The sequence below is a fragment of the Cryobacterium breve genome (assembly GCF_004402375.1).
In the GTDB taxonomy this organism is placed as follows: Bacteria; Actinomycetota; Actinomycetes; order Actinomycetales; family Microbacteriaceae; genus Cryobacterium; species Cryobacterium breve.
On the sequence record NZ_SOGJ01000005.1, the window covers coordinates 62840 to 84297 of the forward strand.

General features: G+C 68.6%; 18 protein-coding genes. 7 read left to right on the forward strand and 11 right to left on the reverse strand.

The features are described 5' to 3' along the window. Window positions 1–47: 47 nt before the first annotated feature. Complete coding sequence (locus tag E3O65_RS01075) at window positions 48–2147, reverse strand: transglycosylase domain-containing protein (protein WP_134361909.1); 2100 nt, start codon at window positions 2145–2147, stop codon at window positions 48–50. Window positions 2148–2229: 82 nt separating this feature from the next. Next, window positions 2230–3918, reverse strand: a complete 1689-nt coding sequence (locus E3O65_RS01080; RefSeq protein ID WP_198411632.1) for a ribonuclease J — start codon at window positions 3916–3918, stop codon at window positions 2230–2232. 332 nt (window positions 3919–4250) lie between these two features. On the opposite strand from E3O65_RS01080, the gene E3O65_RS01085 reads away from it, so the two are divergent. Beyond that, window positions 4251–4754: a glutathione peroxidase gene (locus E3O65_RS01085; protein WP_134361910.1), complete on the forward strand. Its 504-nt coding sequence runs from the start codon at window positions 4251–4253 to the stop codon at window positions 4752–4754. A 417-nt stretch (window positions 4755–5171) separates the two neighbouring features. Here the strand turns inward: E3O65_RS01085 and E3O65_RS01090 are convergent, their stop codons facing one another. From E3O65_RS01090 to E3O65_RS01110, 5 genes are read right to left on the reverse strand one after another with little or no spacing between them, the layout of a single operon-like run. After that, window positions 5172–6035: an HpcH/HpaI aldolase/citrate lyase family protein gene (locus E3O65_RS01090; protein ID WP_134361911.1), complete on the reverse strand. Its 864-nt coding sequence runs from the start codon at window positions 6033–6035 to the stop codon at window positions 5172–5174. Continuing rightward, a complete protein-coding gene (locus E3O65_RS01095; protein ID WP_134361912.1) occupies window positions 6032–6517 on the reverse strand; it encodes a MaoC family dehydratase in 486 nt (161 codons plus the stop codon). The genes E3O65_RS01090 and E3O65_RS01095 overlap by 4 nt, the downstream gene beginning before the upstream one ends. Window positions 6518–6528: 11 nt before the next feature. Then, on the reverse strand, window positions 6529–7695 hold the full coding sequence (locus E3O65_RS01100; RefSeq protein ID WP_422386392.1) for an acyl-CoA dehydrogenase family protein: 1167 nt from the start codon (window positions 7693–7695) through the stop codon (window positions 6529–6531). Then, window positions 7692–9770, reverse strand: coding sequence for an acetyl/propionyl/methylcrotonyl-CoA carboxylase subunit alpha (locus tag E3O65_RS01105; RefSeq protein WP_134361914.1), 2079 nt, complete (start codon window positions 9768–9770; stop codon window positions 7692–7694). Before E3O65_RS01105 ends, E3O65_RS01100 begins: the two co-directional genes overlap by 4 nt. 8 nt (window positions 9771–9778) lie before the next feature. Next, a complete protein-coding gene (locus tag E3O65_RS01110; RefSeq protein WP_134361915.1) occupies window positions 9779–11386 on the reverse strand; it encodes a carboxyl transferase domain-containing protein in 1608 nt (535 codons plus the stop codon). A 120-nt stretch (window positions 11387–11506) separates the two neighbouring features. Here E3O65_RS01110 and E3O65_RS01115 point away from each other — a divergent pair, with 120 nt between their 5' ends. Then, window positions 11507–12166, forward strand: a complete 660-nt coding sequence (locus E3O65_RS01115) for an SACE_7040 family transcriptional regulator (RefSeq protein ID WP_134361916.1) — start codon at window positions 11507–11509, stop codon at window positions 12164–12166. Window positions 12167–12353: 187 nt separating this feature from the next. Here the strand turns inward: E3O65_RS01115 and E3O65_RS01120 are convergent, their stop codons facing one another. The 4 genes from E3O65_RS01120 to pdhA form a co-directional block, all read right to left on the reverse strand. Continuing rightward, complete coding sequence (locus E3O65_RS01120; RefSeq protein ID WP_134361917.1) at window positions 12354–13016, reverse strand: VOC family protein; 663 nt, start codon at window positions 13014–13016, stop codon at window positions 12354–12356. Between the two features lie 143 nt (window positions 13017–13159). Next, on the reverse strand, window positions 13160–14545 hold the full coding sequence (locus E3O65_RS01125; protein ID WP_134361918.1) for a dihydrolipoamide acetyltransferase family protein: 1386 nt from the start codon (window positions 14543–14545) through the stop codon (window positions 13160–13162). Beyond that, on the reverse strand, window positions 14542–15591 hold the full coding sequence (locus tag E3O65_RS01130) for an alpha-ketoacid dehydrogenase subunit beta (RefSeq protein WP_134361919.1): 1050 nt from the start codon (window positions 15589–15591) through the stop codon (window positions 14542–14544). The genes E3O65_RS01125 and E3O65_RS01130 overlap by 4 nt, the downstream gene beginning before the upstream one ends. Continuing rightward, window positions 15591–16700: a pyruvate dehydrogenase (acetyl-transferring) E1 component subunit alpha gene (pdhA, locus tag E3O65_RS01135; RefSeq protein WP_241985568.1), complete on the reverse strand. Its 1110-nt coding sequence runs from the start codon at window positions 16698–16700 to the stop codon at window positions 15591–15593. Before pdhA ends, E3O65_RS01130 begins: the two co-directional genes overlap by 1 nt. Before the next feature lie 131 nt (window positions 16701–16831). On the opposite strand from pdhA, the gene E3O65_RS01140 reads away from it, so the two are divergent. The 5 genes from E3O65_RS01140 to E3O65_RS01160 all read left to right on the forward strand — a co-directional run bounded on the left by E3O65_RS01140 (window position 16832) and on the right by E3O65_RS01160 (window position 21451). Further along, window positions 16832–17299, forward strand: coding sequence for an Lrp/AsnC family transcriptional regulator (locus tag E3O65_RS01140; RefSeq protein ID WP_134361920.1), 468 nt, complete (start codon window positions 16832–16834; stop codon window positions 17297–17299). Further along, window positions 17296–17928 carry an LON peptidase substrate-binding domain-containing protein gene (locus tag E3O65_RS01145; RefSeq protein WP_134361921.1) on the forward strand — a complete coding sequence of 211 codons (633 nt, stop codon included), beginning with the start codon at window positions 17296–17298 and terminating at the stop codon, window positions 17926–17928. Before E3O65_RS01140 ends, E3O65_RS01145 begins: the two co-directional genes overlap by 4 nt. Before the next feature lie 75 nt (window positions 17929–18003). After that, a complete protein-coding gene (locus E3O65_RS01150) occupies window positions 18004–18489 on the forward strand; it encodes an NADH-quinone oxidoreductase subunit B family protein (protein WP_134361922.1) in 486 nt (161 codons plus the stop codon). Continuing rightward, window positions 18486–20504: a proton-conducting transporter transmembrane domain-containing protein gene (locus E3O65_RS01155; RefSeq protein ID WP_134361923.1), complete on the forward strand. Its 2019-nt coding sequence runs from the start codon at window positions 18486–18488 to the stop codon at window positions 20502–20504. The genes E3O65_RS01150 and E3O65_RS01155 overlap by 4 nt, the downstream gene beginning before the upstream one ends. Beyond that, window positions 20501–21451 carry a respiratory chain complex I subunit 1 family protein gene (locus E3O65_RS01160; RefSeq protein WP_134361924.1) on the forward strand — a complete coding sequence of 317 codons (951 nt, stop codon included), beginning with the start codon at window positions 20501–20503 and terminating at the stop codon, window positions 21449–21451. Before E3O65_RS01155 ends, E3O65_RS01160 begins: the two co-directional genes overlap by 4 nt. Window positions 21452–21458: the final 7 nt, after the last annotated feature.

Here is a 21458-nt window from a genome sequence, read left to right on the forward strand (position 1 = left end):
AGACGCCTCCGCGGCTGAGGGGCGGGCGGATGCCGCAGGGCGCAAGGTCAGCGGGTCATGCTGCGCGGCGGCTCCATGAACTCGTCCCCGCCGTACTTCTCGTTGGCGATGCTCATCACGTCGGGCCACATCTGGTGCCGGGCCCTGGCCGCCTGCCCGCTCTCGAACCAGGTCTCCCGCTGGTCTTCACCGACCCCGGACACGTTCACAACGCCTACGATCGTGGCGACCTTCGTGCTCGCGCCGGCCATCCAGGTGTCCTTGTTCTCGTCGGTGGTGCCGGTCTTGCCGATCATCGGTACCTGCGGGTCGGTCTCGTAGTACGACGGGCCGCCCGAGCCTCTGGTCATCACCCGCTCCATCGCGTAGCTCATGCCGGCGGCGACTTCGGGGGTGACGGACTGCGTGCAGTTCGACTGCGGAGCGGGGATCTCGGCGCCGTCTGGTCCGGTGATCCGGTCGATCACGATCGGGGTACAGGTGACCCCGTTGTTGGCGATCCCCGCGTAGGCGGCGGCCATCGTCAGTGGTGCGATCTCGTTGGTGCCGAGGACGGCAGACGCGCCCTGCTCCAGGGCGCCGCCGTCGGCCCGGTGCACGCCGAAGGCTTCGGCCGTCTTCCGGATGCCGCAGAGGTCGAGTTCCTTGGCCATCCCGATGAAGCCGGTATTGATCGAGTCGATGGTCGATTCCAGCGGCGAATAGTAGGAATCGTTATCCGAGGAGGAGTCGTTGCCCGGCGCGAACGCCTCGCCGTATTCCTGAGGCCCGTTGCAGCTGTCCACAAAGGTTCCCCAGTCGTCCCGTTCCCGGGAATTGACCGAATCGTCGAGCGAATTACCCTGGGTGAGCCATTCGGCGAGGGTGAAGACCTTGTAGGTCGACCCGGTCTGGAATCCGTTGGAGCCACCCTGGGCCATGTCGGTGTTGTAGTTGATGGCGGTGAAGTTGGCCCCGGTGTCGGCCGGGTCCTGGCTGTAGTTCTTGTTCTGGGTCATGGCCAGCACCCGGCCCGTGCCGACGCCCACGCTCGAGATGATGCCGCCGACATCCCAGTCCTCGAATGTCTGGGGAACGTTCTCGGCCATGGTCGCCTCGGCCGCCCCCTGGAGGTCCAGGTCCAGGGTCGTGTACACGTTGTAGCCGCCGAGCCGGAAGTTGGCCAGGCGCGCGTCGGCATCCGCGCCGAAGGCCGGGTCGTTGCGGAGGGTCTGTAGGACCAGGTCGCAGAAATAGGCGCTGCCGGCCGCGGTGCGGCAGCCTGTGCTCGGCTCGGTGATCGTCGGTTCGATCGGAGCGCTGACCGCGGCGTCTCGCTCGGCAGCGGTGATCTTCTCGTTCGCCAGCATCTCGTCGAGGATGTAGTCGCGGCGTTCCTTGTTGGCCGCGTAGCCGTTGGCGGCGCCGTTGGTCGCGCTCTCGGGGTCGTCCAGCTGGAACTTGACCGGGTTGTTCACGATCGCCACGAGACTCGCGGCCTGCGAAAGCGTGAGCGTGGCCGCAGTGCTGTTGTAGTAGTAGTTGGCGGCCGCCTCGATGCCGTAGACGGATCCGCCGAAGCCGGTGATGTTCAGGTATTGGCGCAGGATGTCGTCTTTGGAGGACTTCTTCTCCAGCCCCACCGCGAGGCTCATCTCTTTGAGCTTGCGCCACGGGCTCGTCTCGGTGGCCGCGTCGTAGCAGGTGCTGCGCTCGTCGGCGTCGGAGAGCGCCTCGCACTGTTGAACGAAGACGTTCTTCACGTACTGCTGGGTGATCGAAGAACCGCCGCGGACCTCGCCGGTGAACAGCGTCGTGGCCGCGCCGGTGAGGCTGCCCCAGATGTTCACGCCACCGTGCTCGTAGAAGCCCGGGTCCTCGCCGGAGGTCGCGGCATCCTTCACATACTGGCTGATCGCATCCGAGCTCACTTCGACCCGGTTCTGGTCGTAGAACGAGGCGAGCAAGGTGGGTGTGCCGTCAGCGGCCGTGGCGTAGACGTTGCTCTTCTGCGACAGGCGGCCGATCGTGAGGTCGTCGGGCAGGCTGACCACGACGACGACCACAGCCGTCGCCAGCAGGGCAACGATGATTCCGAGCGCGATCAGCACACGTGACCGACGGCGGGAGCGCCGGGCGGTCTTTCTACCGGACAATTCAGAGGTCATGGGCGCGCCGAGTCGTTTCTGGTTGCGGGGAATGCGGGAGGGCCGCCGGGCTGCAATGGCCCGGCGGCCCGGCGGCGTCCGATCAGGCGTCGACGACGACCGAGGTGATCACCGGGATGCGACGGTACTTGCGCTGCATCCAACGGGTCAGGCTCTGGGTGAAAATGTCTTCGAGCTCAGCGCCGTTGACGATCTTGACCTTGTTCGCGGCGCGCAGTGCATCGTCGATGGACTTGGTCGCGCCCTGGATCCACTCGTTGTCCTGCACGAATCCACGGGCGATGAACTCGACCGGCTCGGTGAGGAGACCGGTGCGGGTGTCGAGGATGCCCAGGATGGTGACGGCACCGTCGTTGGAAAGCTGCACGCGGTCGGCGAGGGCCTCCTCGGAGCCGCCGCCGCCCACGGTCATGCCGTGCACGAAGACGAGCTCGGCGGGAACGCGGCCGGTGATCTTCGCAACGCCGTCGACGAGGTCGATCACGACGCCGTCTTCGGCGATGAGAACCTGGTCCTCGGCGACGCCGGTGCGGATGGCGAGATCGGCGTTGGCCTTGAGGTGGCGCCATTCACCGTGATACGGCAGCACGTTTTTGGGCTTGACGATGTTGTAGCAGTAGACGAGCTCGCCGGCCGACGCGTGCCCGGAGACGTGCACTTTGGCGTTGCCCTTGTGCACGACGTTGGCACCCCAGCGGGTGAGGCCGTTGATGACCCGGTAGATCGAGTTCTCGTTCCCGGGGATCAGCGAGCTGGCCAGCAGTACGGTGTCGCCTTCGCCGATCTTGATGGTGTGCTCGCGGTTGGCCATACGGGCCAGCGCGGCCATGGGCTCACCCTGCGAGCCGGTGCAGATGAGCACGACCTTGTCATCCTTCATCCGGTCGAAGGCCTTGACGTCGACCAGGAGACCCTTGGGCACCTGGAGGAAGCCGAGCTTCTCGGCAATGCCCATATTGCGCACCATCGAGCGGCCGACGAAGGCCACCTTGCGGTTGTGGCGGGCGGCGGCGTCGATGACCTGCTGGATGCGGTGCACGTGACTCGCGAAGCTGGAGACGATGATGCGGCGCGGCGCGGTGCGGAAGACGGCGTCGATGGCCGGGCGGATATCCTCCTCGGTCACCGTGAACCCGGGAACCTCGGCGTTGGTGGAGTCGGTCAGGAAAAGGTCGACACCCTCTTCGCCAAGCCGGGCGAAGCCGGGGAGGTCGGTGAGGCGGTTGTCGAGCGGGAACTGGTCCATCTTGAAGTCGCCGGTCACGAGCACCAGGCCGGCCTCGGTGCGGATCGCCACGGCGAGTCCGTCGGGGATGGAGTGGTTCACGGCGAGGAACTCGAGGTCGAACGGGCCGGCCTTGCGGCGCTGGCCTTCCTTGACCTCGATCAGGCGCGGCGTGATGCGGTGCTCTTCAAGCTTGGCCGTGACGAACGCCAGGGTGAGCTGCGACCCGATGACGGGGATGTCCTTGCGCTCGCGGAGCAGGTACGGCACCCCGCCGATGTGGTCTTCGTGGCCATGGGTGAGCACGATGGCCTCGATGTCCTGGAGCCGGTCGCGCAGCGACGAGAAGTCAGGAAGGATGACGTTGATGCCGGGCTGGGTCTCTTCGGGGAAGAGAACACCACAGTCCACGATCAGGAGCTTGCCCTTGTGCTCGAAGACGGTCATGTTGCGACCGATCTCACCGAGGCCGCCGAGCGGGGTGACGCGGAGGCCGCGGCGGGGCAGCTGCGGCGGCGTGGACAGGTCGAGCTGGTGCTTGGTCAAAGAAACTCATTTCTCAGTGTGAAACCGCGCGCGTCGCGGGCGTGTCTCGCGTAGTGGACCGTTGTCTGGTCCTGGTGAACGGATGTCTGGTGAACAGATCGTGCAAAGTTTGGATTCGGGCTTCCTCGCCCGCAGCGAACACTGCTGTTCGATCGGGTCGGAGTCGAGGCTGAGTCCGAAGGCAGTGGCGTCAGGCCCGTGGAGTCTTCGACACGGCGGTCGAGAGGGCACGAATGATGCTCATGACTGCTCATTCTACCGCAGGCCGGTGGACCGCTCCGCCGCATCCCCCTGCCAGCCTTCTCGAAGCCGGTCACGCTACTGTCGAGCCCATGTCAGCCTCAGTGCTCCACTCGACCCCGCTCACCCTTATCGACGGCACGGAAACGACCTTCGATCAGTTCGCCGGCAAGGCGGTCCTGGTCGTGAACGTCGCCTCCAAATGCGGGTTCACCCCGCAGTACGCCGGCCTCGAAGCCCTCTATGCGAGGTACAAGAGCGAGGGCCTCGTCGTGCTCGGCCTCCCGTGCAACCAGTTCATGGGACAGGAGCCGGGCGCCGAGGCGGACATCGAGTCGTTCTGCCAGATGAACTACGGCGTCACCTTCCCGCTGACCGAAAAGGTCGACGTGCGCGGCAAGCGCCAGCACCCGCTCTACGCGCAGCTGACCAAGTTCAAGAGCGGCCTGCTGCCTGGCCTGGTGAAGTGGAACTTCGAGAAGTTTCTGGTGAACCCGCAAGGCGAGATCGTCGACCGGTTCGCGTCGACCGTCGAACCGGAGTCAGACGAGATCGTGCGCGCGATCGAGGAGACCCTCGCAGCCAACGCCGCCTAGCAGTCCACCTCGTCAACTGGAGACCGGCTCGCCGTGTCGCCCAACGGCCTCCGGTGGCTCCCGCGGCCGGGCGGCTCCTGCGGCTCTTGCGCGGATCAAGCTCCTGTGAGCGGCCTGGGGGCCGTTCCCCGGTCGAGCCCGCTCGCGTGTGGCCAACTCAGGACATCCGTCGCCGGGTTGCCTGCATGCCACGGACCAGTGCGGAACTGGTGCGGATGCCCGGCGTCGCGCCGGCGGATCTCCTGAGTTCGCCACAACATCAGCCGGATATGCCGCAGCGTTTGCCGGAGGCCCCGGACGCGCAGCTCCCCTGGTTGGACCGCGCGCACGCCCGGCAACCGATCTGATCATCCGGGAACCACATGGCCGGGCAACCCATCGGAAGCCTGACACCCCGGCGAGTCGGGACTCAGCCAGCTAGTTGTCCACCACGTCGGCCGCAGCGGAGCCGGACGGAGCCCCTGATTCCGGCCGAATCGCCTCCGCCCGGCGCAGCACCGCCTCGGCGTGGCGGAGCAGGGGCGCGTCGATCATGCGCCCCTGATAGGCGAACACACCCTCCTCCCCCGCTGCCGCCTCGAGGATCTGCCACGCGGCCGCGACCTCGGCAGGCGTGGGCCGGAAGGCGGCTCGGATGACGGGAACCTGGCTGGGGTGGATGCAGGCCGTGGCACGGAATCCGCTCGCGACGGCATCCGCCACCTCGGCGTTCAGTCCCTCGAGGTCGGGAATCGCCAGAAAGACACCGTCCACGGCCGCCTTGCCGTGGGCGCCGGCCGCCAGCAGCACCGTCGAGCGGGCGTGGCGGGCGACTGCCCGGTAGCTGCCGTCGGGGAACCGGCTCGAACTGCCGCCGAGCGAGGCCACCAGGTCATCGGCACCCCACATCAGCGCCGTCACATTGGGTTCCGCAGCGATCTGCGGGGCCGCGAGCACCCCCGCGGCGGTCTCGCAGAGCGCGATCACCTCGAACCGGCCCAGGGCCGCGAGGTGCGCGGCGTTCGAGGCCTTCGGCAGCATCACGTGGCGGTACAGGGTGTCGTCCAACGCGGCGAGGTCGAGCTCGAAGTCGGGCGTACCGACCGGGTTGACCCGCACGATGGTGCGTTCAGGGTCGAGCGGATGGCTGACCAGCATTCCTCGGGCCCTCGCCCGGTTGCCGGGCAGCAGCGCGTCCTCCAGGTCGAGGATCACGGCATCCGCCCGCTCCGCCGCCTTGTGGTAGCGGTCGGATCGGTCGGCCGGGCAGAACAGCAGCGCGGGTCCGAGGTCGAAGGTCATCGCACGGCCTCCCGGCACCAGACCAGCACCGTTCGCTCGGCCGTGGCCACCACGACGCCATGCTGGTTCTGGCCCGTGTGCCGCAGCGTGACCAGGCCCTGCCCCGGCCGGGACCCCGACAGCCGGCGAGCGGTGACGACCGTGTCGGAGTAGAGCGTGTCACCGTGGAAGAGCGGATGCGGGAACGTCACCTCCCCGAAGCCGAGGTTCGCCACGATGGTGCCCTGGGTCAGCTGCGCCACCGAGCTGCCCACGAGGGTTGACAGGGTGAACATCGAATTGACCAGGCGCTGACCGAACGGCTGTGTCGCCGCCCATGCCGCGTCGAGGTGCAGGGCCTGCGAATTCATGGTCAGCGTGCTGAAGAGCACGTTATCGGTCTCGGTCACGGTGCGGCCGGGGCTGTGCCGGTAACGGGCCTCGAGGTCGAACTCCTCGTAGTACAGTCCGCGCTGCTCGATGGTGCGTCGTTCGTCGTTCATACTCCTCCTGCCTAACCGGTGAACCCGAGCGCTCGGGAGATGACCATCAGCTGCACCTCGGTGGTGCCCTCCCCGAGCTCGAGCACCTTCGAGTCGCGGTAGTGCCTGGCCACTGGGTTCTCATTCAAGAAGCCGTAACCACCGAAGATCTGAGTCGCGTCGCGGGCATTGTCCATGGCGGCTTCACTCCCCACCATTTTGGCAATGGAGGCCTCCATTTTGAAGGGGTGGCCGTGCACCATTTTCTGGGCCGCGTCGTAGTAGGCGAGACGGGCCGTGTACACGCGCGCCTGCATCCGTGCGATCTTGAACGCGATGTGCTGGTTGGAGCCGATCGAGCGGCCGAACACATTACGGCTGTTGGCGTAGCGGATGGCTTCCTCGAGGCAGCCCTGCGCCGCGCCCGTGCAGAGGGCGGCGAAGGCGATGCGCCCTTCGTCGAGGGTCTGCACGAAGTTCGCGAAGCCGCGACCGCGGTCGCCGAGCAGGTTGGCCTCCGGCACGCGCACATTCTCGAAGAGCAGCGGATGCGTGTCAGAGGTGTGCCAGCCCACCTTGTCGTAGGCCGGCAGTGCCGTGAATCCCGGGGTAGGGGTGGGCACGAGGATGGCCGTGAGCTCCTTCTTCACCGACCCGTCGGGTCGGCGGGACTCTCCCGTGACCGCGGTGACCGTGACCAGCCGGGTGATCTCGGAGCCGGAGTTGGTGATGAACTGCTTGGTGCCGTTGATCACCCACTCACCGCCGGAGAGCTCGGCCGTGGTCTTCGTGCCCGCCGCGTCGGAGCCGGCATCCGCCTCGGTCAGCCCGAATGCGGCGAGCGCCCGCCCGCTGGCCAGCAGCGGCACCCACTCCTTCTTTTGCGCCTCGGTGCCGCGCCGGTAGACGGGCATGATGCCGAGGCCAACGCCGGCCTCGAGGGTGACGGCGATGGACTGGTCGACGCGGGCGAGCTGTTCCACGGCCAGGCAGAGCGCGAAATAGTCCTGGCCCTGGCCGCCGTATTCCGTGGGGAAGGGCAGTCCGAACAGGCCCAGCTCCCCCATCTGCGCGATGATCTCGTAGGGCAGGCTGCGCTTGGTGTCGTACTCGTAAGCGGCCGGCGCCACGACCGTGTCGGCGAAGTCGCGCACGGTGTCACTGAGGTGGCGCTGGTAGTCGGTCAGTTCCTGGTTCACGTTGGGTCTCCCTTGACTGGCGTGGCTGGTGGGCATGGCGTGGTGGCTTCGGTAGCTTCGGTGGCGACGGTGGCGACGATCTGGTCGAGGCGCACGAGGTCGCCCGGACGCACGCTGACGGTGAGTCGGCCGGCCGTTTCGGCCAGCAGGTGGTGCTCCATCTTCATGGCTTCCACGGTGAGGATGCGCTGGCCGGCGACAATCAGGTCGCCCGTGGCGAGGTGCACGGCCACTACGGTGCCGGGCATCGGCGAGCGCACCTCGGGCCGTGCGCCCGCGCCCTCGCCCTCGGTGCGGCCGGAGCCGGCAAGACGGTCGGCCAGCTGCCCGGCCCGGGAACGGCGCACCAGATCGAGCGTGAAACCGTTCTGGCCGAGCCAGAGGCGCGGACCGTCGACCACGAGCTGCAGCACCTCGAGACGGCCGCCCAGTTCGCAGGCGAAGGTGTGGGCACGATTGGTGACGGGCGCGAGTCGGGCGGGAACGGGCATCCGGTCGTCGATGGCGACGCTCAGGCCGGTCGGCCCGGTCAGCACGGTGACGTCGACCGTTTCGGTGGCACTGACCCGCAGGCTGTAGCGCGTGGGGCGGTCCAGGCCGAGTCGCCAGCCGCTCGAACTCGCCCAGAGGCCTAGCTCGGCGGCCCGGGCGTGGAGGAACAGGGCAGCGGCGGCAGGCAAATAGTCAGGCAGCGGCTGCCCGGGCGTGCCGCGCAGGCCGAGGCCCGGCAGGCTGCGCTCGATCAGGCCGGTGTCGAGACGGCCGGCGACGACGTCGGGGTTCCGCAGTAGCAGCCGGAGGAACTCCACGTTGGTGTGCACACCGAGCACCACGGTGTCGGTGAGGGCCTGGTCGAGGCGGGCGAGGGCCTCGGCGCGGTCGGCACCCCACGCGATCACCTTGGCGAGCATCGGGTCGTAGACCCCCGAGATCGGCAGCCCCGGCCGCAGTGAACTGTCCACTCGGATGCCAGCGCCCACCGGTTCGGACAGGCTCAGCACGGTGCCCTGGCCGGGCAGAAAACCGCGGGCCGGATTTTCGGCGTAGACGCGCGCCTCGATCGCGTGCCCGGTGAGCACCACCTCGGACTGGGTCAACGGCAGCGGCTCCCCCGCTGCGATCCGCAGCTGCCACTCGACCAGGTCGAGGCCGGTGACCAGCTCGGTCACCGGGTGTTCCACCTGCAGCCGGGTGTTCATCTCCATGAAGAAGAACTCGTCCGGAGCCGCGTCGGAGACCAGGAACTCCACCGTGCCGGCGCCCGTGTAGCCGACGCTCCGGGCTGCCTGGCAGGCTGCCTCGCCAATGCGCGCGCGGGTGGCCGGGTCGAGCAGCGGCGAGGGAGCCTCTTCGATCACCTTCTGATGGCGGCGCTGCAGGGAGCATTCGCGCTCGCCGAGGTGGATGACGGTGCCCCCGGCGTCGGCGAGCACCTGCACCTCGATGTGCCGGGGCCGTTCGATGAAACGCTCGAGAAGCAGGGTGTCGTCACCGAAAGCACCCTGCGCCACGCGCCGGGCCGTGACGAGCGCATCGGGGAGTTCGCCCGGGGCGTCGACCCGCAGCATCCCCTTGCCGCCGCCGCCCGCGGACGGCTTGATCAGCAACGGGTAGCCCACCGTCGCCGCCGCGGCCACGAGCTGCTCGTCGCTCTGGCCGGGCACGGAGAAACCGGGGATGACGGGTACACCGCTTTCGGCGACATGGTTCTTGCCGCGGATCTTGTCGCCCATCACGGCGAGGGCGGTGAGGCCCGGCCCGACGAAGACCAGGCCGGCGGCGGCGCAGGCGCGCGCGAAGGCTTCGTTCTCGCTCAGAAACCCGTATCCGGGGTGCACGGCGTCGGCGCCCGTGGTGGCCGCGGCGGCCACGATCGCGTCGATGTTCAGGTAGCTCTCCCGGGGTGTGGCCGGGCCGAGACGCACTGCGGCATCCGCGAGACTCACATGCAGAGCGTCCCGGTCGGCGTCGCTGTACACCGCCACCGAACGGATGCCCATCGCGCGCAGGGTGCGGATGATGCGGCAGGCGATCTCGCCGCGGTTGGCGACCAGCACGGTCTCGAAGGGTTTCATGGTCTCCCTCACATCCGGAAGAGGCCGAAGGCGGTCTCGGGCAGGGGCGGCAGGGCGACGACGTCGAGGGCCAGGCCCAGCACGGTTCGGGTGTCGGCCGGGTCGATCACCCCGTCGTCCCAGAGCCGGCCGGTCGAATAGTAAGGGCTGCCCTGCCGCTCGTATTGGGCGGTGACGGTGGCGGTGACCTCGTCAACGGCATCCGTCGACCAGGGCAGGCCGGCCTTCTCCTGTTGCTCACGTTTGACGGTGGCGAGCACGGCTGCGGCCTGCGGTCCACCCATCACGGAGATGCGGCTGTTCGGCCACATCCAGAGGAAGCGGGGCGAGTAGGCGCGGCCGCACATGGAGTAGTTGCCGGCGCCGAAGGAACCGCCGATCACGACCGTGAGCTTGGGCACGCGCGCGGTGGCGACGGCGGTGACCATTTTGGCGCCGTGCTTGGCGATGCCGCCGGCCTCGGAGTCGCGGCCGACCATGAAACCGGAGATGTTCTGCAGGAAGATCAACGGGATGCCGCGCTGGTCGCACAGCTCGATGAAGTGCGCGCCCTTGAGGGCGGATTCGGAGAACAAAACGCCGTTGTTGGCGATGATGCCCACGGGGTGGCCGTGCAGGTGCGCGAAGCCCGTGACCAAAGTTGTGCCGTACTCCTTCTTGAACTCGTGCAGCTCGCTCGCGTCAACCAGCCGCGCGATCACCTCCCGCACGTCGTAGCGGCCCTGCGGGTCGATGGGTACCGCGCCATAGAGCTCGGCCGGGTCGACGACCGGGTCGACGGCCGGCAGTCGTGGCCAGGCCGGCGGCGGAGGCGCTGGCAGGTAGCGCACGATGTCGCGCACGATTTGGAGGGCGTGCTCGTCGTCCTCGGCGAGATGGTCGGTCACCCCGGAGGTACGGGCGTGCAGCTCGCCGCCGCCGAGCTCCTCGGCCGTGACGATTTCGCCGATCGCGGCCTTCACGAGCGGCGGACCGCCGAGGAAGATGGTGCCCTGGCCACGCACGATCACGGTCTCGTCGCTCATCGCCGGAACGTAGGCACCGCCGGCGGTGCAGGAGCCGAGCACTGCGGCGATCTGGGGGATCTTGGCTGCCGACATCCTGGCCTGGTTGTAGAAGATGCGGCCGAAGTGGTCCTTGTCGGGAAAGACCTCGTCCTGCAGCGGCAGGAAGGCTCCGCCTGAGTCGACCAGGTAGACGCATGGAAGGCAATTCTCGAAGGCGATCTCCTGGGCCCGAAGATGCTTCTTGACCGTCATCGGGTAATAGGTGCCGCCCTTGACGGTGGCGTCGTTGGAGATCACGAGCACGTGCCGGCCGTGGATCAGGCCGATCCCGGCGATCAGGCCGGCGCCGGGGCTGTCGTCGCCGTAGAGCCCGGTTGCGGCCAGGGGCGCGATCTCGAGGAAGGGGCTGCCGGCATCTAGCAGCCGGTCGATGCGTTCGCGCGGCAGCAGCTTGCCCCGGGCGAGGTGGCGTGTGCGGGAGGCCTCGGGGCCGCCGAGCGCGGCGACGGCGAGGCGGCTGTGAAGGTCGGCGACGAGCTCGCGGTGCGCGGCGGCGTTCGCGGCGAAGGCCGCATTGGTCGAGTCGATCAGACTCGCGAGTGTCTCCATCGACAACGTCCCGCTTTCCCGCTTGAGTGCTCAGCCGGTACAGTTAGTGTCTACTAACCGAAGTTCAGGTTAGCGGTTCATAACTGAGTTGTCCAGAGCTTCGGGTGGGAGGGGATGTCAATGGGTGCAGTGCCTTCCCCACCGGGTGCGCCTGCCGCGCCGACGGCTCGGAGCCAGGCCAAGGCCGACCGGCGGCAGGCGTTGCTGGAGGCCGCCGCGACGCTGTTCGCCCGGTCAGGCTACAACGGGGTCTCGATCGAGGACCTCGGGGCGGCCGTCGGCGTGAGTGGGCCGGCGGTCTACCGGCACTTCAGTGGCAAGCCGGCCGTTCTGGCCGCGCTGTTGGTGGAGGTCAGTGCGACGCTCGTGGCGGGCGGGCAGGCCGTGGTCGAGGGGGCTCCGGATGCTGCGGGCGCCCTCCGCGCGTTGGTCCGCTTCCACACGGACTTCGCCCTGTCGCATCCAAACGTCATCCGCGTGCAGGACCGGGACCTGGACAGCCTCGCCCCCACAGACCGGCACCGGGTGCGCGCCCTGCAACGCACCTACGTGGAGCTGTGGGTGCGCGTGCTCGGGCAGGTGCACCCCGCGGTGGATGCGCAGCTGCTGCGCATCCGCTCCCAGGCCACATTCGGACTACTGAACTCGACCCCGCACACGCTGCCGGTGTCGCCGAACGGCGCGGTGCGCCCGCTGCTCGAGGAGATGGCGCTCGCGGCGCTCGGGGTCGCGGGGCGCGCGGGCGAGGCTCATGGGACCGGGGGCATCGCGCCGGTGTGAACCCGGCATCCGTCGACGTCGAGAGTTGCTGTCGAGATCGGCACGAACACCCGACGACTTCGACCGGAAGTGTCGAACTCGGCGGGGACAGAGTGCTCAGCGGGGACAGAGTGCTCAGCGGGAAGCCGAGGGTTCAGACGGGACGGGACCATTACGGGACGACTCACGAGACGACTCCGGAGTCGAGTCAGTACGCGGTCGTGCAGACGCAGAGTTCGTTGCCCTCGGCGTCGGCCAGCACCCACCAGTCGGGGGCGTGCTCGTCGGTGAGGAGTTCCCCGCCGGCGGAGATGATGTCCTGCACCCGGGATTCCGCGTCGCCAGCGGGCACATACACATCGAGGTGGATGCGGTTGCGCTCGGTACGGGCGATGTCCATGGTCTGGAACCACAGCCGCGGACCCTCCCCGAGCGGATGGACGAGTTCGACCTCACCCTCGCTGTCGACCTCCACATAGCCGAGGCCCACCCGCCAGAACGGGCGGATCGCCGCGGCATTGGTGCAGTCGATGGCAACGTCGTAGCGGGTCGGCCGCTCAGGAGCGCGGTCGGCGCCCTGCGTATCCGCCAGGTCCTGTATGCGCAGGGCAAGCCGCAGGTCCCGGTCGGTCACGCCGCCGGCGTCATGGGACGAGAGGCGGAAGCCGACCCGGCCGTAGCCGAGACGCACATCGGGGTGGTGATTCATCGCATCCGCCGCCTCGGTCACCCGGTCGAGCAGGCGCACGGCCGAGGCGAAGTCAGTGGTCCTGAAGGCGCCGTGCAGGGCGCCGTCGAGGTGCACGAAGGCTCCGCCGGAGAGCACGGTCTCGGTGTCGATCGCAGTGAGGAGGGTGCCCGGTTGTTTCATACCCTCACTCTGCTGCGTGGCCCGAACGCCGTCAAGGCGCGGGCCGTCCAACGAATTCGACGGAGATTTTGATCATCAAACGGGCAAACGGATGCTCCGGTCCCGGAATCCAAAAAATCTCCGTCGAATTCGTTGAAGCCGGATCACAGCAAGGCGAGGGCGTGCGCCGGGTTGGCGAGGAGGCCGGCGACGTCGGTGAGGAAGCGGGCGGCCTGCTCGCCGTCGACCAGACGGTGGTCGAAGGCGACGCTGAGGGTGACCAGCTGCCGCAGCGCGATCCCACCGTGGTATTCCCAGGGTCGCGGCGAAATGGCGCCCACGGCCAGGATGACCGCCTCGCCGGGAGGCAGGATCGGCGTGCCGGCGTCAATGCCGAAGGAGCCGATGTTGGTGATCGAGATCGTCCCGCCGCGCAGTGCCGCGGGGCTGGTCGCACCCGCCCGGGCGGCGCTGGTGAGCTCGGCGAGCGCCGCGGCGAGGTCGACCAGGCTGAGCCGATCGGCATCCGCGATGTTGGGCACGATGAGTCCCCGCGAGGTGGCGGCGGCGATGCCGAGGTTCACGTAGTGGAACTGCACGATCTCGCCGGCCGCCTCGTCCCAGTGGGTGTTCACCTCGGGCGTGCGGGCGACCGCGAGACAAAGCGCCTTCGCGACGACGGCGAGGATGCCGATGCGCGCGTCTGCGAGGACCCGGTCACGTTTGAGCGCGGCGATCAGCTCGATCGTCGGCGTCACATCCACGGTCAAGAACTCCGTGGCGTGCGGCGCGGTGAACGCGCTCTGCACCATCGCCGCCGCGGTGTGCTTGCGCACGCTCCGGATCGGGCTGCGGGTCTCCCGCGCACCGACCGCGGATGCCGTCGGCAGCGCCGTCGGTTCGCCCTGCCCACGTTGGGCGCCCGATCGGGTCGGGGCTCGGTGGGCTTCGAGGGCGGAGGGAGCGGCGTGGGCATCCACGTCTCCCCTGGTGATGAGGCCGGTCGGTCCGGTCCCGGTCACCTCGGCCAAATCGATTCCCAGGGTGCGGGCCAGCGCGCGCACCGGCGGCGTGGATCGCGGCCGCTCGGTCGTGACCTGCGGCTCCTCTCCCACAACCGGACCCCCCGCATCCGTCACCCGGGTGCGAGCCCGTCGCTGCGGCCGCCCGCCACGCTCGACGGCGGCGCCGTATCCCACCAGCACGGCCTCACGTTCGGGTTCGCGAGAGCGCGCAATCTGCCCGTCCGGCATCGCTGAAGGGGCGGATTGTGCGCTCTCTTGGCCAGAGGCAGGCTCGCGGGGCTCGGCGCCTGCGACCTCGAAGGACACGATCGGGTCGCCCACGTGCACGATGGTGCCGGGCCCGTGGTGGAGTTCGGCGACCACGCCGGCGAAGGGCGACGGCAGTTCCACGACGGCCTTGGCCGTCTCGACCTCGGCGATGAGCTGGTTGAGCGTCACCGTGTCGCCCGGCGCGACTCGCCAGGCCACGATCTCCGATTCGGTCAGTCCCTCGCCCAGGTCGGGCAGCCTGAAAACCTTGATCATCGTCGTCTCCCCAGTACGCGGTCGACGCCGTCGAGCATGCGATCGAGGTCAGGCAGGTGGTGGCTCTCCAGCTTCGCCGGCGGGTACGGGATGTCGAAGCCGGTGACTCGCACCGGCGCGGCTTCGAGGTAGTCGAAGCACCGCTCGGTGATCTCGGCGATGATTTCCCCGCCCAGCCCACCCGAGCGGGCGGCCTCGTGCGTCACCACGAGCCGGCCGGTCTTGCGAACGGATGCCTCGACAACGGCATAGTCGACGGGCGAGAGCGAGCGCAGGTCGATGACCTCGATCGACACGCCCTCGTCGGCGGCGGCGAGGGCGGCATCCGACGCCGTGGTCACCAGGGCACCGTAGGCGAGGAGAGTGACGTCGGTACCGGCGGCCACGACCCGGGCGCTCTCGAGGGGTGCGTCGAGCTGCGGGGACACCGGACCGGCGACGTGGTATCGACGCTTGGGCTCGAAGTAGAGCACCGGGTCGTCGGAGGCAATCGCCTGTCGGATCAAGCCGTAGGCGTCTTGCGGATTGGAGACCGCGACCACCCTCAGGCCCGAGGTGTGCGTGAAATACGCCTCGGGCGATTCGGAGTGGTGCTCGGCGGCGCCGATGCCGCCGCCGAACGGGACCCGGATGGTGATGGGCATGCGAACGGCCCCCTGGGTGCGGTAGTGGAACCGGGCCACCTGGCTGACGATCTGGTCAAAACCGGGGAAGATGAAGCCGTCGAACTGGATCTCGCAGACCGGGCGGTAGCCCCGGTAAGCGAGCCCCACCGCGGTGCCGATGATGGCGGACTCGGCCAACGGGGTATCGATCACCCGATTCGGCCCGAATTCGGCGAGCAGATCGCTGGTCACTCGGAACACGCCGCCCAGGGCGCCGATGTCCTCGCCGAGCAGCACCACCTTCGGGTCGTCGAGCATGGCGCGCCGCAGCCCGGCGTTGATCGCCTTGGCCAGGGTGAGTGTCGTCGTCTCGGTGAGCGGCACCGGCGGGGCTCCATTCACGGCGGGCGCCGGGGAACTCCTCAAGGATTCGATGGTCATCAGGGCTTCCCTCCGGTTGGCTCGAAGCTCGCCAAATAGGCCGCGTATTCCGCCCGCTGGCGGTCGACCCCGGCGTGTGGGGTGGCGTAGACGTTGGCCAGCACGGTCAGCGGCTCCGGGTCGGGCAGTCCGATGCATCCCGCGCGCAGTTCGGCCGCCGTGGCGTCGGCCAGGGCCTGGGACTCAGCCACCAGCTCGGGAGTGAACCGACCGAGGGAGTCGAGCAGCCGGCGCAATCGCAGGATGGGGTCTCTCTTCGCCCACTCCTCGAGTTCCGCCGCGGGCCGGTAGCGGGTGGGGTCATCCGCCGTGGTGTGCGGGCCCATGCGGTAGGTGACGGCCTCGATGAAGGTGGGCCCTCCCCCTGTGCGGGCCCTGTGCAGGGCCAGCCGGGTTGCCGCCAGCACGGCCAAGACATCGTTGCCGTCAATCCGGAGGCTGGGGATGCCGAACCCGGGTGCGCGACCGGCGATGCCCGCCGGGGCCTGCAGGCCCACCGGCTCTGAGATGGCCCAGTGGTTGTTTTGGCAGAAGAAGACCACAGGGGCCTGGAAACTGGCCGCGAACACCAGCGCCTCGCTGACGTCGCCCTCGCTGGTCGCCCCGTCGCCGAAGTAGGCCACGGCCACTGAGTCGGCCCCGTCGAACCGGGCGCCCATCGCCCAGCCCGTGGCGTGCAAGGTCTGCGCGCCGATGATGATGCTCGGCGTCGCCATGCCGTGGTCGAAGGGATCCCAGCCGGACTGTGCGGTGCCGCGCCAGACCCGGAGGATGTCGGTGGGCGACACGCCCCGGCACCAGGCGACCGCGTTCTCACGGTAGCTGGAGAAGACGAAGTCGTCGGCGCGGAGAGCGCGCGCGGAGCCGATCTGCGCGGCCTCCTGGCCGAGCAACGGCGGCCAGAGACCCAATTCGCCCTGGCGCTGCAGAGCCGTGGCCTCGGCGTCGATGCGGCGCACCACCACCATGTCCCGGTAGAGGGCGGCGAGGTCGTCACCTGTGACGTCGACGACCCAGGGATCAAGTTCGGCGCTTGGCATGCGCACCCCGTCGGGGCTCAGCAGCTGTAAGAAGATGGCCGGGGTCTCCCCCGTGAGGACAGTGTGCACAATGCGCTCCCAGCGTCGTTGCCGAAGTTGTTGAGAGCGTACGATTCCGCGACACTCGGCACAACCATGATGCATAATTTTGAGCATTTTGCCCTATTCAGAGGGCACTCGGCCTGCTAACGTCGGGCACTATGCACAGTCCGGACAAAGTCGACCTGCAGTTGCTTGGCGCCCTCTGTGCCGACCCGCGCAGCACGTTCGTCGCGCTCGCCCAGCAGCTGCACCTCTCGCGCAACACGGTGCAGGCGCGCATGTCGAGGCTCGAGGAATCCAATGCGTTCCTCGCCTTCGACCGCCGCGTCAACCCGGTCGCTCTGGGCTATCCGCTGACGGCCTTCATCGAGGTGCACGTGCAGCAGAAACGGTTGGCTCAGATCGTGGCCGAGCTGGCCCGCATTCCCGAGATCGTCCAGGCGCACGGCATGAGCGGGGCGACCGACATCCTGGTGCGCGTGGTGTGCACGGATGCGGACGACCTGTTCCGCATCGACGGCACCATCCTCGCCTGCGAGGGTGTCGAGCGCACCGAGACGTCGCTGGCCATGGGCGAGTTGATCCCCTACCGGATCACGCCTTTGCTGGAGCGCAGCCACCCATGACCGCACTGCCGGCGACGACCCTCCCCATGTTCCCGCTCGGGTCGGTCCTGTTTCCCTATATGCCGCTGCAACTACGCGTGTTCGAGGACCGCTACCTGGTCATGCTCTCCCGTATCCTCAAGGAGGAACCTGCCGAGTTCGGCGTGGTGCTGATCGAACGCGGCCAGGAGGTCGGCGGTGGCGAGCGGCGATTCCGCTACGGCACCGTGGCCCAGATCACCGAGCTCGAGGCCTCCGAAGGCTACGTGGGCGTGACCGCCCAGGGCGAACGGCGGATCGAGATCGTGGACTGGCTGCCCGAGGACCCGCATCCCCAGGCCACCGTGCGCAAAATCGACGCTCTCGATTGGGACGACGACCTGCTGCCGCTGCGGGAACGGGCCGAGCAGGCCGTGCGCCGGGCCCTCGCCCTGGCGAGCGAATTCGCCGATCAGCTCTGGCCGTCGACGGTGGAGCTGTCCCGCGACCCGATTGCGGCCGCCTGGCAGATCGCCGGAATCGCCCCGCTGGGCGCGCTGGACCAGATCGCCCTGTTGCGGTCGACCTCGATGGAGCAGCTGCTCACCGGCGTGATCGATTACACCCAGGACGCCATGGACTCCCTGAGCGCGCCCTGGCCCGACGAATAAGCCGAATCTATTTGATAAATTTATCATATAGGTATATAAAGAAGTAATGATGTATCGTCCCTTCTGGAGCCTGAGTTGAGCGTCACACGACTCACGAAGCTCATCCGCACCAGTGGGCGCATCGCCGAAACGGCCCCGCCGGCCCCGGCTCTGCACACCGGCGCCGAGGTCTTCGGCGGCAGCGTGCAGGTGCGCTTCATCAACGGCGGTAGCTGCAACGACTGCGCGATGGAGGTGCAGAGCGCATTCGGCCCGGTCTACGACGTGGAGCGCTACGGCATCCGCCTGGTCGCGTCCCCACGTCACGCCGACGTGCTCGTGATCACCGGCGCGGTCACCCGCAACCTGATCGAACCTCTGCTCCGCACGGTCGACGCCACACCGACCCCCCGCTTCGTGATCGCCGTCGGCGACTGTGCGATCACCGGAGGTGTCTTCGCCGAGGGCTACGGGGTGGCCGGGCCCGTCTCCGATTTCGTGCACGTCGACCTGGCCGTGCCGGGCAATCCGCCCGAACCGGCGGTCATCGTCGAAGCGCTGCGACGGATGACCGGACGATGACCGCCCTCGAAGCTGGACTGCTCGGTCAAACCCTGCTCCTCGTGCTCGCCGTGGCGGCGGCCCTGCTCACCCCCACCCGCCGGCGATCCCGGATCAGCGGAACCATATGCACGCTGCTCGCCGCGGCGGGAATCATCACCGGCGCGATCGCCCTCTCCGGCGGAACCGGGTCGCTGAGCATCCCCACCGCCCTGCCGCTGGACCCGCTCGTGCTGTCCCCCGACAGGCTCGGCGGCCTTGTCATGATGGTTGTCTCCTCGGTCGGTGTGCTCGCCTCCCTCTTCGGGATCGGCTCGGCCCGCGTGGCCTCGGCGTCCCGCACCGCGTGGCTGTCGATGGCCGTGTTCCTGTTCGGCATGCAGCTGGTGCCGGCCGCGACCGACGTCGTGTCCTTCCTGCTGTTCTGGGAGATCATGACACTCGGCTCCACGGCGCTGCTGCTGGCCCACCACGCCACCCGCGGCACGGTCGCCTCCGCCCTGGTCTGGTACTCGGCGATGTCGCAGCTGAGCTTCTTCTTCGTGCTGGCCGGCTTCGCCATGCTCGCCGGCCTGGCCGGCGGCACCGGGTTCGACCGGCTCGCCACGGTCGACCCGTACTCCTGGCAGGCGAGCGCGGCGTTCCTGTTGCTGCTGCTCGGCTTCGGCGGCAAGGCGGAGCTCGTACCCCTGCACGTCTGGGTTCCGCGGGTGCTGCCCGAGGCACCCGGCCACGTCGCCGCCGCGATGAGCGGCGCTATGGTCAACATTGGCGTCTACGGCGCCCTTCTGGTCTTCGTGCGGATTCTGCCGAGCGGTCCGGCCTGGTGGGGCGTGCTGATCATGGCGCTCGGCGGGGTCTCCGCGCTCTACGGGATCCTGCAGGCCTCGGTGGCGAGCAACCTCAAGGTGCTGCTGGCCTACTCCACGACCGAGAACATGGGGCTGGTGTTTCTGGGGCTCGGGGCATCCGTTCTGCTTCGCGCCGACAACGCCACGGCCGCGGCAGACGCGGCCCTCGTCGCCGCCCTGCTGCTCATGCTCAGCCACGCCGCGTTCAAGTCCACCCTGTTCCTCGGCGCGGGTGCCGTGGCCCGCGCGGCCGGCGAGATGAACCTCGACCGACTCGGCGGCCTCGGCAGCCGCATGCCCTGGACCGCCGCCGCGTTCGGCGCGGCGGCCATGGGCGCCGCGGCCCTGCCTGTCACCAGCGGGTTCGTCGCCGAGTGGATGCTGCTGCAGGCCCTGATCCACGGATCCCGGGTCGACGGAGAGGTCGTCTCCGTCGCGGCCTCCGTCGCAATGCCGCTCGCTGTGGCCGTGATCGCCCTGACCGCCGGGCTCGCCCTGCTCACCTTCGTCAAGGCCTACGGGATCGCCTTCCTGGCCCGCCCGCGCTCCCAGGAGGCCAAACAGGCCCGTGAGGTGCCCGTCATCATGCGCATCCCGCTCGTGCTCGGCGCCCTGCTCGTGATCGTGCTCGGTCTGCTGCCCGGGCCACTCGCCGTGGCCATCGGCTCAGCCGTGGGCCCCGAACTCACCCCCGACGTGCGCACCATCGGCCTCGCGGGCGTCGACGCACGCGGCATCGACGCCGTGCTGGACCCCACCACCTTCGTGATGCTGGCCGGGCTCCTGCTGGTGCCAGTACTGATCGTCCTGTTCGTCTCCGCCCGGCGCCACCCCACCCGCATCTCGCCGCTTCCCTGGGCCGGCGGCGGCTCCCGGCTGCGGCCGCGGATGCAGTACACCGCCACGTCCTACGCCGAGCCCTTGGTGCGCGTGTTCGACGACGTGCTCCGGCCATCCCGCGACGTGGAGGTCACCCATGTCGGCGAATCCCGCTATCTGGTGGAACGTGTGCACGTGGAACAGAGCGTGTCCGACGTGGTTGAAACCCGGCTCTACCGCCCGGTGCTGAACCTCATGCAACAATTCGGCATTCTGGCCCGTCGTGCGCAAAACGGGAGTATCCATCGCTACCTGTCCTATTCCTTCGTCGCCCTCCTGGTCGTGCTGATCGTGGTGTCCCTGTGACCGGCGTCGCAGCGATCGCGATCGCCCTCGTGCAGCTGGTGCTGTTCGTGTTCCTGGCCCCCCTGCTGATCGGGGTGATCCGCCAAGTGCGGGCCCGCCTCGAAGGCCGGGCCGGTTCCGGCATCTGGCAGCCCTGGCGCGATGTGCGCAAGCTCCTGGTGAAGAACCCGGTGCGCGCCGTCGACAGCAGCTGGATGCTCGCGGCAGGCCCGGTCACCCTCCTGGTCTCCAGCCTGCTGCTCTGCGCCCTGCTGCCGCTGGTAGGCACGCTGCCGCTGCCCCTCATTCCCAGTGACCTGTTCGTGATCGTCTCCGTCATGCTGATCGGCGTGGTGGCCCTGGCCCTGGTCGGACTCGACGCCGGCACCGCGTTCGGCGGGATGGGGTCTAGTCGGCACATGACCGTCGCGGCCCTCGTCGAGCCGACCCTGCTGCTCGCGGTCTACGCGCTCTCCATCCCGGCCGGCACCTCCACGCTCTCGCTGATCGTGGAGACCCGGCTGGAGAATCCGGCCGTGATCATCTCCCCGGTCAGCCTGCTGGCCATGGTCGCACTGGCCATCGCGATCATGGCCGAGACCAGCCGCCTGCCCGTGGACAACCCCTCGACCCACCTCGAACTGACGATGCTGCACGAGGCCATGGTGCTGGAGGCCTCCGGCCGTGACCTGGCCTGGCTCGAACTCGGCTCCTGGCTCAAGCTGGCGGCCCTGCTCGGCCTGCTCAGCAACCTGATCGTGCCATGGGGCGTGATGACCGACTGGTCGGCGCTCGGCGTCGTGATCGGCATGGGAACCGTCACCGTGAAGATCCTGCTACTGGGCGTCGTGCTCAGCGTGGGTGAGGTCTTCCTGGCCAAGGCGCGGCTGTTCCGCGTGCCCGAGCTGTTGGCGGGGTCGTTCGCCCTGGCCCTGCTGGCCGTCACCGCTTCCTACCTGGTCGCTTAGGAGCATC

What these genes read in the sequence shown, in the direction of transcription:
- E3O65_RS01075 (WP_134361909.1), bottom strand. Translation starts at nt 2,147, where the DNA reads ATGACCTCTGAATTGTCCGGTAGAAAGACCGCCCGGCGCTCCCGCCGT.
- E3O65_RS01085 (WP_134361910.1), top strand. Translation starts at nt 4,251, where the DNA reads ATGTCAGCCTCAGTGCTCCACTCGACCCCGCTCACCCTTATCGACGGC.
- E3O65_RS01090 (WP_134361911.1), bottom strand. Translation starts at nt 6,035, where the DNA reads ATGACCTTCGACCTCGGACCCGCGCTGCTGTTCTGCCCGGCCGACCGA.
- E3O65_RS01095 (WP_134361912.1), bottom strand. Translation starts at nt 6,517, where the DNA reads ATGAACGACGAACGACGCACCATCGAGCAGCGCGGACTGTACTACGAG.
- E3O65_RS01105 (WP_134361914.1), bottom strand. Translation starts at nt 9,770, where the DNA reads ATGAAACCCTTCGAGACCGTGCTGGTCGCCAACCGCGGCGAGATCGCC.
- E3O65_RS01110 (WP_134361915.1), bottom strand. Translation starts at nt 11,386, where the DNA reads ATGGAGACACTCGCGAGTCTGATCGACTCGACCAATGCGGCCTTCGCC.
- E3O65_RS01115 (WP_134361916.1), top strand. Translation starts at nt 11,507, where the DNA reads ATGGGTGCAGTGCCTTCCCCACCGGGTGCGCCTGCCGCGCCGACGGCT.
- E3O65_RS01120 (WP_134361917.1), bottom strand. Translation starts at nt 13,016, where the DNA reads ATGAAACAACCGGGCACCCTCCTCACTGCGATCGACACCGAGACCGTG.
- E3O65_RS01125 (WP_134361918.1), bottom strand. Translation starts at nt 14,545, where the DNA reads ATGATCAAGGTTTTCAGGCTGCCCGACCTGGGCGAGGGACTGACCGAA.
- E3O65_RS01130 (WP_134361919.1), bottom strand. Translation starts at nt 15,591, where the DNA reads ATGACCATCGAATCCTTGAGGAGTTCCCCGGCGCCCGCCGTGAATGGA.
- E3O65_RS01140 (WP_134361920.1), top strand. Translation starts at nt 16,832, where the DNA reads ATGCACAGTCCGGACAAAGTCGACCTGCAGTTGCTTGGCGCCCTCTGT.
- E3O65_RS01145 (WP_134361921.1), top strand. Translation starts at nt 17,296, where the DNA reads ATGACCGCACTGCCGGCGACGACCCTCCCCATGTTCCCGCTCGGGTCG.
- E3O65_RS01155 (WP_134361923.1), top strand. Translation starts at nt 18,486, where the DNA reads ATGACCGCCCTCGAAGCTGGACTGCTCGGTCAAACCCTGCTCCTCGTG.